This window comes from Mucilaginibacter frigoritolerans (assembly GCF_007830615.1).
In the GTDB taxonomy this organism is placed as follows: domain Bacteria; phylum Bacteroidota; class Bacteroidia; order Sphingobacteriales; family Sphingobacteriaceae; genus Mucilaginibacter; species Mucilaginibacter frigoritolerans.
Genome location: NZ_VLLI01000001.1, coordinates 103,427 through 120,416 on the forward strand (window position 1 = coordinate 103,427; position 16,990 = coordinate 120,416).

Here is a 16,990-nt window from a genome sequence, read left to right on the forward strand (position 1 = left end):
AGTTGTCAATTGATTTTAAATCAATTCATTTTATGAGAAACGTAGCTTTATTGATTTTTTCCATCATTACCTTATCCATATCGGCTCAGCCAAAACAAAAAAAAGAGCAGATAATGGTTGATGGTATAGCCAGGGAATTTATTGTTTATGTTCCTCAGTTAGCTAATATTTCTGACAAGCTTCCTGTTATAATTTCACTGCATGGCAGATTAGGCACAGGAGAGGGTATGATGAATTTTGCTGATTTTAAACCGATAGCCGACAAAGAGAAATTTATTATTGTATGCCCAAGCGGGATTGATAAGAGTTGGAACGATGGCCGCGAAACACCTGCTCACAAAAAAGGGATTAATGATGTGAAATTTATTGACCAGTTGATTACTTATATCTTAAACACTTATCATGGTGATGATAGGAGGGTTTATGTTACCGGTATGTCAAACGGTGGTTTTATGGCTTCGCGACTGGCCTGTGAGTTGAGCAATAGGATAGCTGCGATAGCGGTGGTTGGGGCCTCGATGGATAAGAATATGGATTATCACCCGGTAAAATCATTGCCGGTAATGTATATACAGGGAACAAAAGATCCTTTGGTGCCTTACAACGGAGGAACTATGAAAGGCGCAGGAGGTGATATTTACAGCCATACCGATGTTTTAAAGCTGTGGGCCGTAATGGGGCATTGTCAGGATAATTTGGATTATACCAATATGCCCGATAATGCTAATGATGGCACCAGTATTAAAAAAGAGCAGTACAGCAACGCTGCAACCGGGGTTAGAGTTGTTGGCTATACCGTAATAGATGGAGGGCATACCTGGCCCGGAGGAACACAGTACCTACCCAAATTTATAGTAGGTACTGTGTCACATAATCTGAATGCCTGTGAGGCAATCTGGGCCTTTTTTAAAGATTGTAGGTTGGATAAAAACTAGAAGGTAAAACCAACGTTAATGCTTGAACGTTCAGTTTGAACTGATGAGCCATCAGTATTACCTGCTACAAGGTTAGTTATACCTGCTTGTCCGTCAAACTCAATAAAGAATTTTGCAGTATTGGATACCGGGAATTTAAAGCCGATTCCAACGTCAAGACCAGCATCAGTGCTACTGAAATATGGTTTCAAATCAGTATCGCCAACGTTATCTTTAGCATTTAACAGGAAGCCAACATAGGGCCCAAAGTTTAAATATACATTTTTGGTTCTTCCAAAATGCCAGTTGGCTAATACCGGTACGGTAATGTAATTTAGTTTGTAGTTAACACCATAAGCAGTATTTCCCTGGTCGTCAACTAAGTAGCCATCTCCCCAGCCTTTTTGGTCATAAATGGCTTTTACTTTAAGGCTCCAGCTTGGGTTAAAATAATAATCGGCAGATACACCAACGTTAAATCCGCCCACCCATGAGCTATTAGCGCCCGAATAAGAATCAATAACATATGATTCATTGTAGCCAACATTTACGCCGAATTCGACATTGCCTTTTGTTTGTGCAGACGCTATAGTAGCAACGCCCATAATGATTAGTAGTGTAGTAAGAATTTTTTTCATCGATGTGATTTTAAGGTGCGGCAAAAATAGCAACTTCAAGTAATGGTTAAGTATATTTATAAAATAAGCTTAAACGTTATAATTGCGTTAAAGGTTATTTTGATTATCAATCGTTAGTATAAATGAGGGATGTTTGAAACTTAAACCAGGTAAATAAATTTATATTTGAAACATGCTTAAAAAGGTTTTTTTATTGTTGTTTTTTATATCGGTGTATGTGGCTGCTAAAGCTCAATCTGCCGATGTTGTTTATAATCAGTACCTTGATTTTAACCTGGCAAGGTTTCAGGGCGAGCAGGAAAAAACGTTAGAGCTGGGTGAAAGTATATTACCCAATGCTGATAAGCTGCCTGAAAAAACAAGGGTTAATTTTTATTTCGGTGTAGGTAAAATGTACGAGGATAATGAACAGGCCGACAAGGCAATCACCTATTATGAAATAGTTGCAAAAGCAGTTCCAGATTATTATGTAGTACACCGGGCTTTAGGCTATTTATACCTGGATAAGGCAAAGCAATTAGAAAAGCAACTAAGTGCTTCTGCCGGAGATAAAACAATGGAAGCTCAACTTTCATCAGCTTATAACTTAAATGTGAAAATGGTGCTTCCTCATCTTGAAAAGGCCCAGGCCTGTGACCCAAGTGATGATACGCTTGCTATTATAAAATCGCTTTACAATAGTATTAATGATGCCGATGGATTAAGCACTTTAGATAGTCGCTTAAAACAACTGAGCAAGAATTGTATTGATATTTTGACCGACCGATAAATAAATTTTCCTTTATTTTGGCTTGTAATGAAAGTAAGCAAGTTTGTAACCAAAATATTCGTCCGTATTTTCTTTATACTGGTTTTTGTAGCCATGATCCCTTTTTTACAGGGCGATCAGAGTAAATGGCAGCATATTTATTTTGTATTTAATCACAAGTGGGAGATGATTTTCCCTATTGTATTAATATTAGGCTTTATAAGCTTGCTCATAATATGTGCCGCAAAAAAATATGCAGAGCCTGACCTTAACTGGCTATTGGTTTTAAATACCGTAATATTACTAGCCTACGGAATTGCAGTATTTATCCGTGTTGCTCATATGGCGTAGCAATTGTATAATCATTAACTTCTATCGGCAACAGCGGGCTTCATTTTTTTCATTGATGATTTTTTTCTGGGCTCACCACTGCCGAATAAAAAGCCCCATGGCTTGAGGGTTTCAACCCTGTCGAAAACAATTTTAAGAATAGCCAATACAGGGATAGACAAAAACATACCCGAAAGGCCCCATATCATTTCACCAATAATAATACCTAAAAAGGTTATCAATGCATTAAGTTTTACCTTTGAACCAACAATAGTAGGCAATAATATATTCGAATCTATAGCATGTATAGCCAGTACGCTAACGGCTACTTTTACGGCATCGCCAACGCTTCCGGTAGCAAATGTGATAAGGGTACTTAATAGCAAGGCAGTAAAAATACCGATGTAAGGTATCAGGTTAAACAGGGCTACAATAATACCCAGCAGAACGGCATATTTTACACCTATCATCCAAAATGCAGTGCAGGCCAAACAGGCAACCACAAACATTTCTAACAATAGCCCCAATATGTATTGCCTTAAAATTTTTTGAATGTTTTCAACTATGTCATGAACAACAGCTGCATACTCATCACTAAAAACCCACTCAATAAAGCGGATGAGCAGGCTGCGGTAAAGCAATATAAAGAAGGTGAATATCAGAATAAATACGTAGAACAGCATTAATGAAGATATGGCACCAAACGTTTGCCCCAAAACATCGCCTCCGGAAGCCATAATTTTTGTGGTAGTTTCATGTACATAGGTTAATTGTTTGCTGGTATTTATATGGAATACATGCTGAATATATTCGGAAAGATCATCTAAGGATTGACTCACCTGGGTTTTCAGCATGGGCCAGTCTGTCGCCAGCTTTGATATTTGTGAGCCAACCAGATACAGGATTCCGCCTACAAATGATAAAAGCAATAGAATAGACACCAACGAGGAAATACTACGGGGCAGACGAAGCTTTTTTTCAAGGAAATTAGCAATCGGATATAATAAGATGGCAAATAAAAATCCAAAAATTAATGGATCCAGTACTTCTTTCCCTAAAATTATGAGGTAGCCAAGGGCAATGAGGCCGATAAGTACCAATGATAATTTTTCGTAAAAAGGGTGTGTGTTTTGTTTTACAGTCATATTAACAGATGCTTAAAAATAATCCGGTTGTATAAACACCCGTTATTTATATTGGTTTGAAGATACTAATAATCGGTAGATTATAATTTAAAAATGAAAAATGTGTACAGCTTTTGTGTAGTAAGATTATATAAATTTACAAGCTTTCTTGCTTAATAAATAAAAATATCTACCTAAAGAAAATAATATTACAACAAAGTATCAGAAGAGGGGAAAGATCCCTAAAAGAAACATAATGCTGGAGGTGCAATGAGTGATCGCACCCCTGTTATTTTTTCGTAAATGCATCCATTATATCCATTAATGTTATGGCTTCATCAATTGAGCAAGGATTTGGCCCTTCATCATTAAAATAGGCTACAATTTTTTCAATCATAGGCTGCTGGATATGTTCAGGGTGGATAAACTTGATGGTTTGTTCATCATCGTCTGTTTTCCAGCTGATGTAGTCACCAAAAAATGGGAAGATAATGCGCCCTTTTGTGCCAATGACCTCACAGGTATCAGTAGTTTGGTTATCGGCCACATTAAAACACCAGGAGCCGTTTACTACTACCTTATTTTTAAATAATATTTGCCCGCAAACATGATCGTCTGCCGGAGTATTGCCTGATTGGTTTAACGAAAAACCATTATAATATTCAGGCTCGCCAAAGTAATAAAGCATTAAATCCAATTGGTGAGGAGCCAGGTCATGAAAATAGCCACCACCCGATAATTCTGGCTGTACGCGCCAGTTTTCTTCCACCTTTGCTATTAATGCTGGTTTACGGCTTTGCCACATCCTGATCTGTACAGTTCGTACTTCGCCAATCAGTTTACTTTCCAGTAGTTCTTTTACTTTTAAAAACATAGGTACCGCACGCCTATAGTGCGCAACGGTAAGCTTTTGTTCAGGATGGTGCTTAACTGCCTCAGCAATTTGCCGGGCTTCATCAGCATTACGCGTAACCGGTTTTTCTACATAAACATTAAAGCCTTTACTAAGTGCTTCAATAGCATAATCCATATGCGATGCCGGTGGGGTAGCAATATAAATAGCGTTGATGTTTTTATTATTCATCAATTCGCTTGCATCGCTATACCAGTTGGCTACATTGTGACGCTGTGCATAATCTGCTGCTTTAGTGGCATCACGGCGCATCACACCGAGGAGGCTGCTGCCAGAAACTTTGCTAAATGCCGGTCCACTTTTTTTTTCGGTTACATCGCCGCAACCAATAATACCCCAGTTAATTTTGCTCATCATATGTTTTACAGTATTGCTTCAATTTGTGCCAATTCTTCTTTAGAGAATTCAATATTGTCCAGGCATTTTAATGAATCAGTTAATTGCTCGGGTCTGCTGGCGCCTATTAATACAGATGTTACACGATGATCTTTCAACAGCCAGGCCAAAGCCATTTGTGCCAGTGTTTGACCACGTTTTACTGCAATATTGTTTAATTGGTTTATCTGACTGATTCTTTCTTCTGTTACATGGTCTTTTTTAAGAAAGCCTGTTGGTTTTGCAGCTCTTGAATCTTCTGGTATACCATGTAGGTATTTGTTGGTGAGCAGTCCCTGGGCTAATGGTGAAAAAGGGATACAGCCTACACCATTTTTTTCTAAAACATCCAGCAAGCCACCTTCAACCCAGCGCTCAAACATAGAATATTTAGGTTGATGAATAAGGCAAGGCGTTTCTAAACGCTTTAAAATGGCAATAGCCTCATCAGCTTTTTGAGCCGGGTAGTTTGATATGCCCACATATAATGCTTTTCCCTGGCGGACAATCAGATCCAGTGCAGCCATAGTTTCTTCCAATGGTGTTTCAGGATCCGGACGATGATGATAGAAAATATCAACATAATCCAGTTTCATCCGTTTCAGGCTTTGATCCAAACTGGATACCAAATATTTTTTGGAACCCCAATCGCCATATGGGCCATCCCACATAGTATAGCCAGCTTTGCTGCTGATAATCAACTCATCGCGATAGCCGCTGAAATCGGATTCAAGGATTCGACCGAAATTCTCTTCGGCTGATCCCGGAGGAGGGCCGTAATTATTGGCTAAGTCAAAGTGGGTAATGCCGCTATCAAATGCGGTATGCAAGATCTTACGATAATTTTCTGCAACATCAACACCGCCGAAATTGTGCCATAAGCCTAATGAAACAACTGGTAATTTAATACCGCTTTTACCGCAGCGGCGGTATTGCATATTTTTGTATCTTTCTGAAGATGGAAGGTATGTCATAATTTATTATAGGTAGCGTTGGTTTTAACGGGAGTAAAAATAACTTTTTTTAGTTAGCGTGAAGCTTCCATTTTAATGTACACATAATTTTTACATCCCATCGTCGTATGCTTTTTTAAAGATGTAACATTTTAAAAGTCGCCGTATCTAACGCAGCATAAATAGGAAACAGGTAAATCATATATGCCCTTTTAATGGAGTTTGAAGAAATCTATTTAAAATATTCTCCCCAGATATTCAGGGTATGTATGGGCTATATTAATGATTATGAGGCAGCCAAAGATCTTACCCAGGAAACTTTTATCTCTGTTTGGAAAAACCTCGATTCGTTTAAAAATCAATCTAAAATAAGTACCTGGATATTCCGTATTGCAACCAATAATTGCTTACGGGCTATTGAAAAGTCAAAGCGGGTTACTACTGAAGAGTTACCGCTAAACCTGGCGGATAAGCTGGAGGAAAATAATGATGAGAAGCTGGCTTTTTTATATAACTGTATTGCCGAACTGGAAGAAACTGAAAGGATTATTATTTCATTAGTACTGGAAGATTTATCGCGTGATGAGATTGCCTCCATTGTGGGTTTAAGCAGTGTGAATACCCGGGTGAAAATTCATAGGATAAAAGACAAACTGGCACAAAAATTTAAGCAGCATGGACAATTTGAATAACCTAAAACAGATCTGGCTGAGTGCTGATACAAGCAGTTTACCAAATTCGGCTGAAATTGTGCGAATGGCAAAAAGATTCCGTAATGAAAAGCTAAGGCAAAAGGTGCTGGTAATTGTGACTGCGATAATACTAACAGCAATGATGGTGTTGGTGATGTTTATATACAAATCAGCAATGGTTACCACCAAGATTGGAGAGGTTTGTATGCTGATTACCAGTGGTATATTGATTTATACCAATGTCAATTCTATCGGCAGGTTTTTGCGGTATAAGGATTTTAATAATAAAGAGTTCCTGGCGTTTTTGGAGCAAACCCGTGCCAATCAAATATATTTTTATCAAAAAACACAAGTGTGGGGATTGATCTTTTGTTCGGTAGGCTTAGCATTTTATTTGTTTGAAACGGCCTGTGCTAATTTAATGGCTGGCCTTATTCTGTATTTGTTTACAGGAGGATTTCTGCTGATCAATGGGTTTGTGATCAGACCGAGGAAGTTTAAAAAACAAAAGGAAAAGTTGGAAAAAACGATAGCCCAATTACATAAAGTAGCTGATCAGCTTTAAAAATAAGTAATATGAAATTTAAAAATGCACCAAAAACGGCCAGGCAGCTTTTAGCCATCGGGCTGTTATTAACGGCATTATCGGGTATTATTAATGATTTTATTCATATCCCCGACTTTTTCCGTGGTTTTATGGCAGGTATCGGATTGGGCCTTGAAATTATGGGTATTATACTGTTAAGGAAGGGTAACAAGTCAAGCTTTAAAAGCAGGAGCAATGAAGCTACTCTGAACGACTAAACCGCTTCGGCAACTACAAATGTGCTACCACCCACAAATACAAGGTCGTTTCCTGCTGCTGCTTTTTGTGCTGCTTGCAACGCAATTTTTACCGAGGTATAAGTTTGTCCGTGCAGGTTAAATCCTTCAGCAGTCTCTTTTAAATTTTCTGCATCTAAACCACGAGGGATATCAGGTTTACAGAAATAATAGGTAGCCTTTTGAGGGAGCATTGCCAGTATTTTACTGATATCTTTATCGTTAACTACTCCCAAAACAAAGTGCAGATGAGTGTATTTTACCGATGTGATATTTTGCAGCACTTCTTTAATACCTTCCGGATTATGCCCTGTATCGCATATGGTTAAGGGTTGTTTATTTAAAACTTCCCAGCGGCCATGCAAACCAGTTAATGTTTTCACCTGGCTTAATGCTGTTTTTAAATGCTCATCGGTTATTTTAAAGCCCTGTAAGCGCAATTCATCAACAGCGGCCAAAACCGTTTTTATATTTTTAAGCTGATAAGTTCCCGTTAGGTCAAGACTTAAATCGATGCTCTTAGATTCCGATTGAGTAACTTTAATATCCAATAATTCATTAGGATTACGATTCTCCGACTCCAGACTTCCGACTCCAGACTTCCAACTCCGAACTTCCGACTTCCCATCGGATGCAAAAGAGATCCGGCTGTTTTCTTTTTTTGCTTTTTCGATAAAGACAGACGATACCTCAGGCTGGTTTTCTCCGATGATAACCGGAATACCGGGTTTAATAATACCAGCTTTTTCGCTTGCTATTAGCGGCAAGGTATTGCCCAAAATATTCATGTGATCCCAACCAATATTCGTAATTACCGACAGGAGCGGGGTAATGATATTGGTTGAGTCTAATCTGCCTCCCAGGCCGACTTCCACAATGGCTATATCAACTTTTTCCTTCGCAAAAATATCAAATGCCAGGGCAACAGTCATTTCAAAAAAGGAAGGTTTTATATCTTCAAAATCAGCGCGGTGAGCGGCTACAAAATCAATAACACTTTGCTCGCTTATCATTGCTCCGTTGATGCGGATACGCTCCCTGAAATCTTTTAAATGGGGTGATGTATATAAGCCAGTTTTGTATCCAGCAGTTTGTAGTACGGCTGCCAGCATGTGCGAGGTTGAGCCTTTTCCATTGGTACCGCCAATATGTACACTTTTAAATTTATGCTGCGGGTTATCTAAAAGCGCACATAAAGCAAGGGTATTCGTTAAATCAGCTTTATAGGCCGAAGCACCATCGCGGGTAAATAATGGCAGCTGGCTGAATAGATATTGGATGGTTTCCTGGTAGTTCATTTGTAGAAGGATTTCGGAATTCGGCTATTCGATTTTTAACGAGTTAATTATTTTTGGTGTTAAAGAGGGTTACACCGTTTCGAATTTGGTTATTATAAAAACTTTCGAACGTAAAGTCTAATCAACCTTAAACCTGAAAGTATACTGGCCTTTTTGATTACCTGTTGCCTGGGTTGATGAAATGAATTTGGTATTTCGTATAGCATCAATACAACTCTGAACAAGGCTTATATCGGCAGTAGTTTTTCTGGATGCGCTTGCTGATATCACATTGCCATTTTGATCAACAATAAAGTCAATAATTACCACTCCGGGTACACGGTGTATATTTTGAGGATCAGGAGCACTTACAAATTTCCAGTTAGGCATATTGAGGCCGTTACCTGAACCACCCGGTCCATAGTTATTACTCAAGGTTGATCCGTTAGGACTGCCCTGATTACCGGGTGTACCTGTTGTTCCATCACCAGCACCAGTGCCTTTGCTTGAGGGACCGTGATATAGTGCGTTAGCATTTACCACTTCTTTTTTAACCGGTTTAGTTACGGTTGCAGCAACAGTAGTACTTGTTTTTTTGGAATTAGCAGCTACTTGAGGTGCGTCTTCAGCTTCCTGGGTAACTACTTTTTGGGGACTATTATCAACCTGTGTTTTTTCTTCGGTTGGTTTGGCATCAGTTACTTTGTCTGGTGGGGTTTGATTGGCTTTTTCTGCTACTGATGGCGCTTCGGTGCTGGTAATATCTTTGCCAGAGCCTGCATCAGTAGTGCCATAGTTTACCAGTATGCCGCCTGTGCCCATTTCCTGTTCTGGTGGGTTTTGAAAAACAATTAAATAGGCCAAAGCAATCAGCACGGCCAATATGATGCCTGTTGCCAAAAATGCTTTTGGATAATTATTTTCTTCCCGGTAGTTCATTATTCAGTTTGCCGTTATTGGTTTGCAGTATGCAGATGATGTGGTATAAGCCCACTGCAAACTGCCTACTGTTAACTTTTTATTTAGGTACCGTTGCCAGCACCAGTTTAATATTCAGTTTTTGGGCTATATCCATTATCTGTACAACATCTTGTATAGCCACTGTTTTATCAACGTATAAAATAATGGTTAGCTCTGCAGTTTTGCTTTTATACCCGGTTAAAACAGTTGAAAGATCAGCCAATGCCACTGGTTTTTTATCAACCGTGTATTGCAGATCTTTATTAATGGTTACGTTGATAGTTTTTTTGGATATTGATTTTCCGGATTGTGATTTTGGCAATAGCAACTTAATCACGTTAGGGTTGGTTAACGTTGATGCAATCAGGAAAAACAGCAACAGGAAAAACATAATGTCGTTCATTGCCGAGGTATGTACTTCGGCCGACACTCCTTTTTTTCTATTTCTTAAATTCATTTGCTTGGCTCCTCTAACAGGTCAATAAATTCAATAGCATCAGTTTCCAGGTTTAATATTAACCGCTCAACCATCATGTTTAAAATGTGATAGCCCACATAAGCAACAATACCAACCGTTAAACCTGCTGCAGAGGTAATCATTTTTACGTAAAGCCCACCTGATATAACGCCTATGCTAAAGTTATCTGTTTTAGAGATATCAAAAAATATTTTAATAACCCCGATAATAGTTCCTAAGAAACCAAACATGGGTGCAATACCAGCCACAATGCCTAATATGCCTATGTTTTTTTCGAGTTTTGAAACTTCCAGTTTGCCTACATTTTCAATAGCGCCTTCAATATCTTTTATAGGACGACCTATTCTCAATAATCCTTTTTGCAGCATACGGCCAAGTGGGGTATTGCTGTTACGGCAAATAGCAATGGCCGATTCAAGGTTACCGGTATGAATGCTCGAACGAACCTGGATCATTAGGTTTGATTCATTTTTTGAAGCCTTGCGAATAGTAAAATACCGTTCGAAAAATATAACCAATCCTAATACAGCCAGGATACCAATGGGGATCATTACCCAACCACCTTTTATAATCAGATCGCCAAAGTGAATTTCCTGATCAGGTGCCTGGGCCATTTGAACGCCGGCATGTTTAGCAGTGTCTATTATTTTATTTACTGAATCTGTTGTCTGAAAGAATAATAATGTCATTGTTGGGCGTTTATTTGTATAATTTCCGAATTCGGGCTAATCATTTTCGCTTTGATCAGATAATCTTTTTTTGCTTCTGCTTCATTTTCAGTCGGAAAAGTTCCAACCGAAACCCGGTATAAAGGTCCGGGTATTTCTCCGCGGGGAACTATTTCAGCATTAACGCCTTTATCCTGGAAGCGCTTTCTCTCATCTGTTGCCAGTTTTTTTAGCCTGTTTTTGTAGGCGATTACTGCCCACTGGATTGTTGGTTTAACTGTATCGAGAGGTATAGCCGTTGCTGTAAGGGTTGTAGTGTCTTTTTTAGGTATAGGTTTCTTGATGCTGTCAGCTTTTATTTCGTGCCTGTAAACAGGGACTATACTATCTTCTTTTTTATTGATGATTTTATGATAGGTAGCATTTATTTTATCAAATACAGATGGGTAGAACTTATAAACCCCAAACAGGGCTAATGCGATAACCGCCAGACTAATTAAAATAATAAGCCAAACGTTTGTGGTTTTTCTTTCCTCTGAATCTTCTTCAAAGTATTGCTGATTTTCCACGGTCTGAATGGGGTGTTCTGATATTGTAACCGGTGTAGTTACTACAGGCTCGGCATAAACTGATTTTATATCACCACCAGATGGTTTGTTTAACCGGTTGATATCAATAGCAGGATATCCATAAAAGGATGGATCAGCTGCTACTTTTTCATGTGCTTTAAAAACAAGATTATGGTCATTATCCGTTTGAAAAATGCCCAAATCAGCAAACAGATACTTACCTTTTGATGCTTCTTCCTTTAACTTAAGGATAAATTTTTCGGCGAAATATTTGGATGAAGCCAGCGAAATGTTTTTCTTATCAGCGACATATTGAACAAAGGTATCATCTTCTTTTTGCTGTGATACGAACCTTATTTTGTGGTGAGGCGGATAAAATTTAGCTTCTCTGTCGTTATAAAATCCACTTACACGTTCGCGCACAAAATAGCCCAGACCTGGTACGCTTACCTCATCGTGCTGCCCTAACAATTCGCTCAAATAATCAGCTAAATTCATCGTGCTAAAAATACGTTTTATTATAACGTTTAGAAAACTTAAAAAGTAAACCCAACACCGCCAAATATATTAAACCCGTAATCAGGATAATATAACCACGTTTGATTGGTTCCGTTTAAAATATTATTAACTTTTACAAAAAGTGAAAATCTGTTATTTATCTTATAGTCAACACCACCACTTACATCAGCAAATGAGTTAATAGTTGTTGGTGTGGTACTGCCTGCTTTTGAAGGATATGGATCAAGTGCCGAACCACGTATTAACAATGTTCCGCTTATATTAATCTTATCGGTAATATGCAATATGGTTCCGGCAGTAAGCTTAAACTTAGGCAAGTTCCAGGGTTGTGCAACGGTTGCCATCTGATAGTCCTTAATTTCAACACGGCCAAAAATATCCACGTCTTCTGATGCTTTGTAATCCAGTTCTCCATTAAATCCATTAACGCGCGATTTGCCATCATCATAAATAACAGTAAAACGGTTATAGCCTTTGGTAAAGTCAAAGTCGCTGACAAACAGCGGCATATCTTTAATACTATTGCGGAAAACAGATACCTTAAAGCCTAATCCCGGTACTATAGTACCTTTTAATCCGGCGCTGATATCCAATTGATCAACCGAGTTCTGGATATTGATGTTTTGTCCTAAAAATGGATTGTAGCTATAAAAGTCGAGTAGTGATGATTTATTTACATCACCCTTGGCTTCAACAAAAAGCCGTACATATTTGGGAATCACCTGGAACTCCAGCTTTGCTGCCGGGAATACATGAAAATTTGATGTGCCGCCAAATTGATCAACGATGTTTATCCCCGCATCAATTTTATAATTATCGCCCTGAAATTTAATGTAAGGGTTAAGCCTGATAAGGCTGTTATTATAATTATGGAGATATAAACTATCCTGTTGGGTACTTAAATCGAGCGAGCCGCTTAAACCAACATAAAACTGGTTAATAGTTTCGTTTAAAAATCCTGAAAGAACAATATTGTTTTCCTTAGTTTGATATGCATCACTAAAAGTATAGGCCTTAATTTTAAGAGCATAAGTAAAATCATTCTCTACATCCTTAAAGTTTTTGGCAAGCTCGCCTTCGGCTCCTAATGTGCTGAAGTGCTGTTTGTTGATTTGTACAGGGTTTAGCGGGTTGGCTTCATCAATACCGTAAAAATAATTACTGTTATAGTTATAGGTAATACGGCCGCTTAAGGAGTTTTGAGCTCCTATGCTTTTACCAAAAATGCCAGCTTCTTCTTTAGCCGAATTTTGTTTGTACAATGATCCATCCTGGGCAAAATGTTTCAGATAACCGCCAAACTGTAAACCCTGATCCTGGCCATTGTTAAAATAGGCCTCGCCATAAGTGGTTTTTAAATTACCCAGGCCGGCTTTTACATAGTTATTTGTTGGGATAGAATCGTGCTCTGCTGGCCTTTTCATGGCCTCCAGTTGTTTTATTTCATTATTCTGTTCAAGGCGCTTATCAAGCGGGGTGTAAATCAGGGGAGCTTTAAAAGGTGTGGTATCTCCCAGATCCGGATTACGGCGAATCTTCACTGCATCTGCCAATACCGGTTTATAAGCAGTAGTTACTACAATTTCTTCCGAAAGGCTGCTGTTGTCACTTGGTTGGCCACCTTTTTTAATGGTATCAATGGTCACTTTTGCTGCAGCATCACCTAAACTTTTGGCGGCTGTTTTTTGTGTGCTGGTGATTGCTTTAGCAGGTTTTTTCTTTACTGCCTTTGTGGAATGCTTTTTAGCTTTTTGATTTGTTTGTGCAGATGCAGGAACAATGTACAAAGCTATTATTAAGCTAAGCAGCGTATAGATGTATTTGAATTTCATTGCTTGTCTCATTTTTATTCTTTGTTATCCTGTTTCTTATCGTTTGTTCCTGTTGCTGATAGCTTATCCAATTTTTGTTTGGCTGTTGGGAGGATGTCATCATCGCCTTTATAGTTGTCAATAACACTTTGAAGGGTTGCTTTGGCCTGAAAGGTGTCTTTTAATCCCACATAATCATCCGCCAGCAGGATAAAGGTTTTAGTTACCCAATAGTCGTAATTTGGGAGATTTTTTACCAGATCAAAGCAGGTTTTTTGTGATGCTTTGTAATGGCCTTTCAAATATTCAATATTGGCAATATTGTATTTGGCTTCGGCCGCGGCAACTGTTTTGGTATTGGCTACGGTATAATCAAACTCGTTAACCGCTTTAGTGGTATCATTTTTTTGCAAGTAAGCTAAACCCGCGTACAAACCAGTTTTGAATTTATCTTCCTGAGATGTCTTATCATTATCACGCACCTGTTTTACATAATTCAATACATCATCAGGCATCTCCATTTGAGCATAGCAAAACAGGAGGTTATTTATAGCAAAAGTGTAATCAGATTTGTATTCAGCATTAGTTTCCAGCTTTTTCAGGAAAGGAACCGCTTCGTTATATTTTTTTTGAACCATGTACAATTTAGCCATACTGATGAGCGATTGTTCAGTATAAGGACTTGTCCAATCATTTAATATCACATTATAATCGGTAACGGCTTCATCATACCTGTTTAAGTTGGCTAAGCTTTGTGCACGGATAAATCTTGCCTGCTTATCATAAATAGGCTTGGTTGGAAATTTATCATAATAAGCGTTAACGGCTCCTACTGTTCCCTGCCAGTCACCACGTAAATAAAGATTGTTAGCTGCGGTTATCATGATATTTTCCTGATCAGCCGCGCTGTAATTTGCTATTGGCGTAGTGGATGCGTAATTGATAAAGGTTTTTGCGTCACCTTTATCGGTGTAAATTTTCTCCACTTCTTTCAATGCCGATTTAGCTTCATCAGTTGAGGAGTAGTCCTGAATTACGCGTTTGAATGATTCAATAGCTAAATCATCATTCCCTGAATTATAGTCAATCAAGCCTATAGTAACCAATGCCCGCGGTACGTAGCTGCTATGTGGATATTTTTGAATCATATTCAGTAGACCGGTTTTGGCGGTTGTTGAATCATTTTTTAAGAAATAAGTATAAGCTATTTCAAAAGAAGCATCATCAGCATAATCTGAACTCGGGAATTTGTTTAAAACATCTGTTAATGTAGTAATCTTAGTATCAGGTGCACCCTGTAAACCCTGGATCATCCCGCGCTGAAATAAGGCATAATCCTCTCCGCGATTATGTTTTTCAATAATGCGATTGTAATAATCAAGTGCCTTGCCGTATTGTTTTAAAACAAAATAGCTATCGCCCAGACGGGTTGTTGCATCGTTTATTGTGTTAGCGTCTTTCTCATCGCCATCTAAAAACTTCTGGAAATAAATAGCTGCCTTTTTATATTGTTCGTCACTAAAGGCGGCATAGGCTAAAGCATAATTAGCATAATTATATACATCAGTTTCGCTGGCGCCGGGTAAGTCAAGAAACCTTTCAAAGGTTTCAACAGACTCTTTATACTTGCGTACTTCATACATGGCTTCGGCCATCCAGTAAGTAGTTAAAACCTCTACCTTACTGTCAACTGGATTTTTTAACGACCTGAGGAAGATACCGATAGCATTTTCAAAAGCGCGTTCATTATAAAATTCCAGCCCGCGATAATAGGTTACCTTTTGATAAGCTGCCTGTGCACTGGCTGATTTATTGGGAATAGGCTCCAATATATCAACCGCCTCCTTGTAATTGTGTGAATTGAGCAGTTCTTCGCCTAACAATGTTTTCATTTCGTCATTACGACGGGAGCGCGGATAGTTTTTTAAATATAGCCGTGTTGCATCAAGCGCTTGTGTATTAAAATCAAGCTCATAGGATAACTTGGCATATTCATACAAAGCATCTTCCTGTAATTGCTTATCAAAATCAAGCTTTGATGCTGCAAAAAATGCACTGCGTGCACTTTGCTTGTTATTCATTTTCAGAAATACATTGCCAAGGGTGTAATTTCCATTCTGGCTGTAAATATCATTTTGCTGTTGTAGTTTTTCCAGTTCGCTTGCGGCTTTTGCATTATTGCCCACCTTGAAAAAGGTATAACCCATTTGGTAACTATCCTGAGTGTTTTGGGTATGCCCCAGGTCTTCCGTTTCAAAACGGGTATAGTATTTGGCTGCGTTAGGGTAATCGGCCTTTGCAAAATAGGATGCTGCAATAATTCGCAGCATTTCTTTTTCATTTTGCTGGTGTGTGTTATTAACTATAGGTATTGCATAGTTAATAACATCATCATAGCGGTTATCTAAAAAATATACGGCAGAAATATAATAAGGGTAACTGCTTTCGTATTTTTTGGAGTTTTTCAGCCTTTCAAAATTTACCAGTGCTAAATGATAGTCTTTATTTAAATAGGCAATGTAGGCAAAGTAATAAGTAGCATCATCGGTAAATGGCGAGCGGATATTTTTTACTTCTCCAAAAAGCAGTTGTGCATTTTTATAATCATTAGTTGCAAAGTAAGCATACCCCTTACGGAACTTATATTCGGTATTTTCACGTCCATTGAGCTGATCCGCATTAACTTTATTAAACCAGGTTAAGGCTTCGGTATATTTTTCTTGTTTGGAATACGAACGTCCAATTTGATAATAGGCTAGTTTGGTTAATGGATTTTCGGGATGTTCTTTTATAAACCGCAGAAACATGCTTTCGGCATCGTCATTTCCAAGCTCAAGGGCACACAAGGCTTCGTAATATTGGGCATTTTCTTTTATTAATGATAGCTCTGATTCAAACTTAGGTTGGGTGCTTGTTTTAAGCCTTGAATTTTCAACGAGACGAAATTGTTCTGCAGCGGCAACATATTTTCCTTTATCAAGTAGCTCATTTGCTGTGTGATAGATGCGATACACCTGGAAAGATGGATTTTGCTGTGCATAAGATGAAAAGACAAAAAATACCGGAACAAGAAAATAAATGTATTTATGTTTGGTCATAAAATATCAAACTAAGGATTTCGCGAAATTAGGGGAAATGGAATGTGGTTCTCCACAATAGTAATTCACATGGTGTGGATAACATTTTCTTAACGGTATTA

17 protein-coding genes are annotated in these 16,990 nt (G+C 38.4%); 6 read left to right on the forward strand and 11 right to left on the reverse strand.

The window, feature by feature from the left end; genetic code table 11:
* The first annotated feature begins 32 nt into the window (after positions 1 to 32).
* Complete coding sequence (locus tag JN11_RS00395) at positions 33 to 935, forward strand: alpha/beta hydrolase family esterase (protein ID WP_144908541.1); 903 nt, start codon at positions 33 to 35, stop codon at positions 933 to 935.
* Here JN11_RS00395 and JN11_RS00400 read toward each other — a convergent pair.
* Positions 932 to 1,552, reverse strand: coding sequence for a porin family protein (locus JN11_RS00400; RefSeq protein ID WP_144908543.1), 621 nt, complete (start codon positions 1,550 to 1,552; stop codon positions 932 to 934). The two genes, JN11_RS00395 and JN11_RS00400, sit on opposite strands and share 4 nt — an antisense overlap.
* A gap of 172 nt (positions 1,553 to 1,724) precedes the next feature.
* Between JN11_RS00400 and JN11_RS00405 the strand changes: the two genes are divergently transcribed.
* Together JN11_RS00405 and JN11_RS00410 are read left to right on the forward strand one after the other, a co-directional pair.
* Positions 1,725 to 2,321, forward strand: a complete 597-nt coding sequence (locus JN11_RS00405) for a tetratricopeptide repeat protein (protein WP_144908545.1) — start codon at positions 1,725 to 1,727, stop codon at positions 2,319 to 2,321.
* A 27-nt stretch (positions 2,322 to 2,348) separates the two neighbouring features.
* On the forward strand, positions 2,349 to 2,651 hold the full coding sequence (locus JN11_RS00410; RefSeq protein WP_144908547.1) for a hypothetical protein: 303 nt from the start codon (positions 2,349 to 2,351) through the stop codon (positions 2,649 to 2,651).
* Between the two features lie 14 nt (positions 2,652 to 2,665).
* On the opposite strand, the gene JN11_RS00415 is transcribed toward JN11_RS00410, so the two are convergent.
* The 3 genes from JN11_RS00415 to mgrA form a co-directional block, all read right to left on the reverse strand.
* Positions 2,666 to 3,775, reverse strand: coding sequence for an AI-2E family transporter (locus JN11_RS00415; RefSeq protein ID WP_144908549.1), 1,110 nt, complete (start codon positions 3,773 to 3,775; stop codon positions 2,666 to 2,668).
* A 268-nt stretch (positions 3,776 to 4,043) separates the two neighbouring features.
* Positions 4,044 to 5,024, reverse strand: a complete 981-nt coding sequence (locus JN11_RS00420) for a Gfo/Idh/MocA family protein (RefSeq protein ID WP_317131260.1) — start codon at positions 5,022 to 5,024, stop codon at positions 4,044 to 4,046.
* A gap of 5 nt (positions 5,025 to 5,029) precedes the next feature.
* Positions 5,030 to 6,016: an L-glyceraldehyde 3-phosphate reductase gene (gene mgrA, locus JN11_RS00425; RefSeq protein WP_144908550.1), complete on the reverse strand. Its 987-nt coding sequence runs from the start codon at positions 6,014 to 6,016 to the stop codon at positions 5,030 to 5,032.
* A 194-nt stretch (positions 6,017 to 6,210) separates the two neighbouring features.
* Between mgrA and JN11_RS00430 the strand changes: the two genes are divergently transcribed.
* From JN11_RS00430 to JN11_RS00440, 3 genes are read left to right on the forward strand one after another with little or no spacing between them, the layout of a single operon-like run.
* The gene (locus JN11_RS00430) at positions 6,211 to 6,687 is read left to right on the forward strand and encodes an RNA polymerase sigma factor (RefSeq protein WP_144908552.1); all 477 of its coding nucleotides are present in this window, start codon (positions 6,211 to 6,213) and stop codon (positions 6,685 to 6,687) included.
* Positions 6,671 to 7,252, forward strand: a complete 582-nt coding sequence (locus tag JN11_RS00435) for a hypothetical protein (protein WP_144908554.1) — start codon at positions 6,671 to 6,673, stop codon at positions 7,250 to 7,252. The genes JN11_RS00430 and JN11_RS00435 overlap by 17 nt, the downstream gene beginning before the upstream one ends.
* Before the next feature lie 11 nt (positions 7,253 to 7,263).
* Positions 7,264 to 7,491 (forward strand): hypothetical protein, encoded by a 228-nt coding sequence (locus JN11_RS00440; protein WP_144908556.1) that lies wholly within the window; start codon positions 7,264 to 7,266, stop codon positions 7,489 to 7,491.
* Here JN11_RS00440 and JN11_RS00445 read toward each other — a convergent pair.
* The 7 genes from JN11_RS00445 to JN11_RS00475 all read right to left on the reverse strand — a co-directional run bounded on the left by JN11_RS00445 (position 7,488) and on the right by JN11_RS00475 (position 16,889).
* On the reverse strand, positions 7,488 to 8,807 hold the full coding sequence (locus JN11_RS00445; protein ID WP_144908558.1) for a bifunctional folylpolyglutamate synthase/dihydrofolate synthase: 1,320 nt from the start codon (positions 8,805 to 8,807) through the stop codon (positions 7,488 to 7,490). The genes JN11_RS00440 and JN11_RS00445 overlap by 4 nt on opposite strands.
* 117 nt (positions 8,808 to 8,924) lie before the next feature.
* Complete coding sequence (locus JN11_RS00450; RefSeq protein WP_144908560.1) at positions 8,925 to 9,725, reverse strand: energy transducer TonB family protein; 801 nt, start codon at positions 9,723 to 9,725, stop codon at positions 8,925 to 8,927.
* Positions 9,726 to 9,804: 79 nt separating this feature from the next.
* On the reverse strand, positions 9,805 to 10,203 hold the full coding sequence (locus JN11_RS00455; protein WP_144908561.1) for an ExbD/TolR family protein: 399 nt from the start codon (positions 10,201 to 10,203) through the stop codon (positions 9,805 to 9,807).
* Entirely contained in the window at positions 10,200 to 10,913 is a 714-nt protein-coding gene (locus tag JN11_RS00460; RefSeq protein ID WP_211360611.1) for a MotA/TolQ/ExbB proton channel family protein, read from the reverse strand. Before JN11_RS00460 ends, JN11_RS00455 begins: the two co-directional genes overlap by 4 nt.
* Entirely contained in the window at positions 10,910 to 11,959 is a 1,050-nt protein-coding gene (locus tag JN11_RS00465) for an HU domain-containing protein (protein ID WP_144908563.1), read from the reverse strand. Before JN11_RS00465 ends, JN11_RS00460 begins: the two co-directional genes overlap by 4 nt.
* A 38-nt stretch (positions 11,960 to 11,997) precedes the next feature.
* A complete protein-coding gene (locus tag JN11_RS00470; RefSeq protein WP_144908565.1) occupies positions 11,998 to 13,812 on the reverse strand; it encodes a TonB-dependent receptor in 1,815 nt (604 codons plus the stop codon).
* Positions 13,813 to 13,826: 14 nt separating this feature from the next.
* Positions 13,827 to 16,889, reverse strand: coding sequence for a tetratricopeptide repeat protein (locus JN11_RS00475; protein WP_144908567.1), 3,063 nt, complete (start codon positions 16,887 to 16,889; stop codon positions 13,827 to 13,829).
* Positions 16,890 to 16,990 lie beyond the last annotated feature (101 nt).

What these genes read in the sequence shown, in the direction of transcription:
- JN11_RS00395 (WP_144908541.1), top strand. Translation starts at nt 33, where the DNA reads ATGAGAAACGTAGCTTTATTGATTTTTTCCATCATTACCTTATCCATA.
- JN11_RS00400 (WP_144908543.1), bottom strand. Translation starts at nt 1,552, where the DNA reads ATGAAAAAAATTCTTACTACACTACTAATCATTATGGGCGTTGCTACT.
- JN11_RS00405 (WP_144908545.1), top strand. Translation starts at nt 1,725, where the DNA reads ATGCTTAAAAAGGTTTTTTTATTGTTGTTTTTTATATCGGTGTATGTG.
- JN11_RS00410 (WP_144908547.1), top strand. Translation starts at nt 2,349, where the DNA reads ATGAAAGTAAGCAAGTTTGTAACCAAAATATTCGTCCGTATTTTCTTT.
- JN11_RS00415 (WP_144908549.1), bottom strand. Translation starts at nt 3,775, where the DNA reads ATGACTGTAAAACAAAACACACACCCTTTTTACGAAAAATTATCATTG.
- JN11_RS00420 (WP_317131260.1), bottom strand. Translation starts at nt 5,024, where the DNA reads ATGATGAGCAAAATTAACTGGGGTATTATTGGTTGCGGCGATGTAACC.
- mgrA (WP_144908550.1), bottom strand. Translation starts at nt 6,016, where the DNA reads ATGACATACCTTCCATCTTCAGAAAGATACAAAAATATGCAATACCGC.
- JN11_RS00430 (WP_144908552.1), top strand. Translation starts at nt 6,211, where the DNA reads ATGGAGTTTGAAGAAATCTATTTAAAATATTCTCCCCAGATATTCAGG.
- JN11_RS00435 (WP_144908554.1), top strand. Translation starts at nt 6,671, where the DNA reads ATGGACAATTTGAATAACCTAAAACAGATCTGGCTGAGTGCTGATACA.
- JN11_RS00440 (WP_144908556.1), top strand. Translation starts at nt 7,264, where the DNA reads ATGAAATTTAAAAATGCACCAAAAACGGCCAGGCAGCTTTTAGCCATC.
- JN11_RS00445 (WP_144908558.1), bottom strand. Translation starts at nt 8,807, where the DNA reads ATGAACTACCAGGAAACCATCCAATATCTATTCAGCCAGCTGCCATTA.
- JN11_RS00450 (WP_144908560.1), bottom strand. Translation starts at nt 9,725, where the DNA reads ATGAACTACCGGGAAGAAAATAATTATCCAAAAGCATTTTTGGCAACA.
- JN11_RS00455 (WP_144908561.1), bottom strand. Translation starts at nt 10,203, where the DNA reads ATGAATTTAAGAAATAGAAAAAAAGGAGTGTCGGCCGAAGTACATACC.
- JN11_RS00460 (WP_211360611.1), bottom strand. Translation starts at nt 10,913, where the DNA reads ATGACATTATTATTCTTTCAGACAACAGATTCAGTAAATAAAATAATA.
- JN11_RS00465 (WP_144908563.1), bottom strand. Translation starts at nt 11,959, where the DNA reads ATGAATTTAGCTGATTATTTGAGCGAATTGTTAGGGCAGCACGATGAG.
- JN11_RS00470 (WP_144908565.1), bottom strand. Translation starts at nt 13,812, where the DNA reads ATGAAATTCAAATACATCTATACGCTGCTTAGCTTAATAATAGCTTTG.
- JN11_RS00475 (WP_144908567.1), bottom strand. Translation starts at nt 16,889, where the DNA reads ATGACCAAACATAAATACATTTATTTTCTTGTTCCGGTATTTTTTGTC.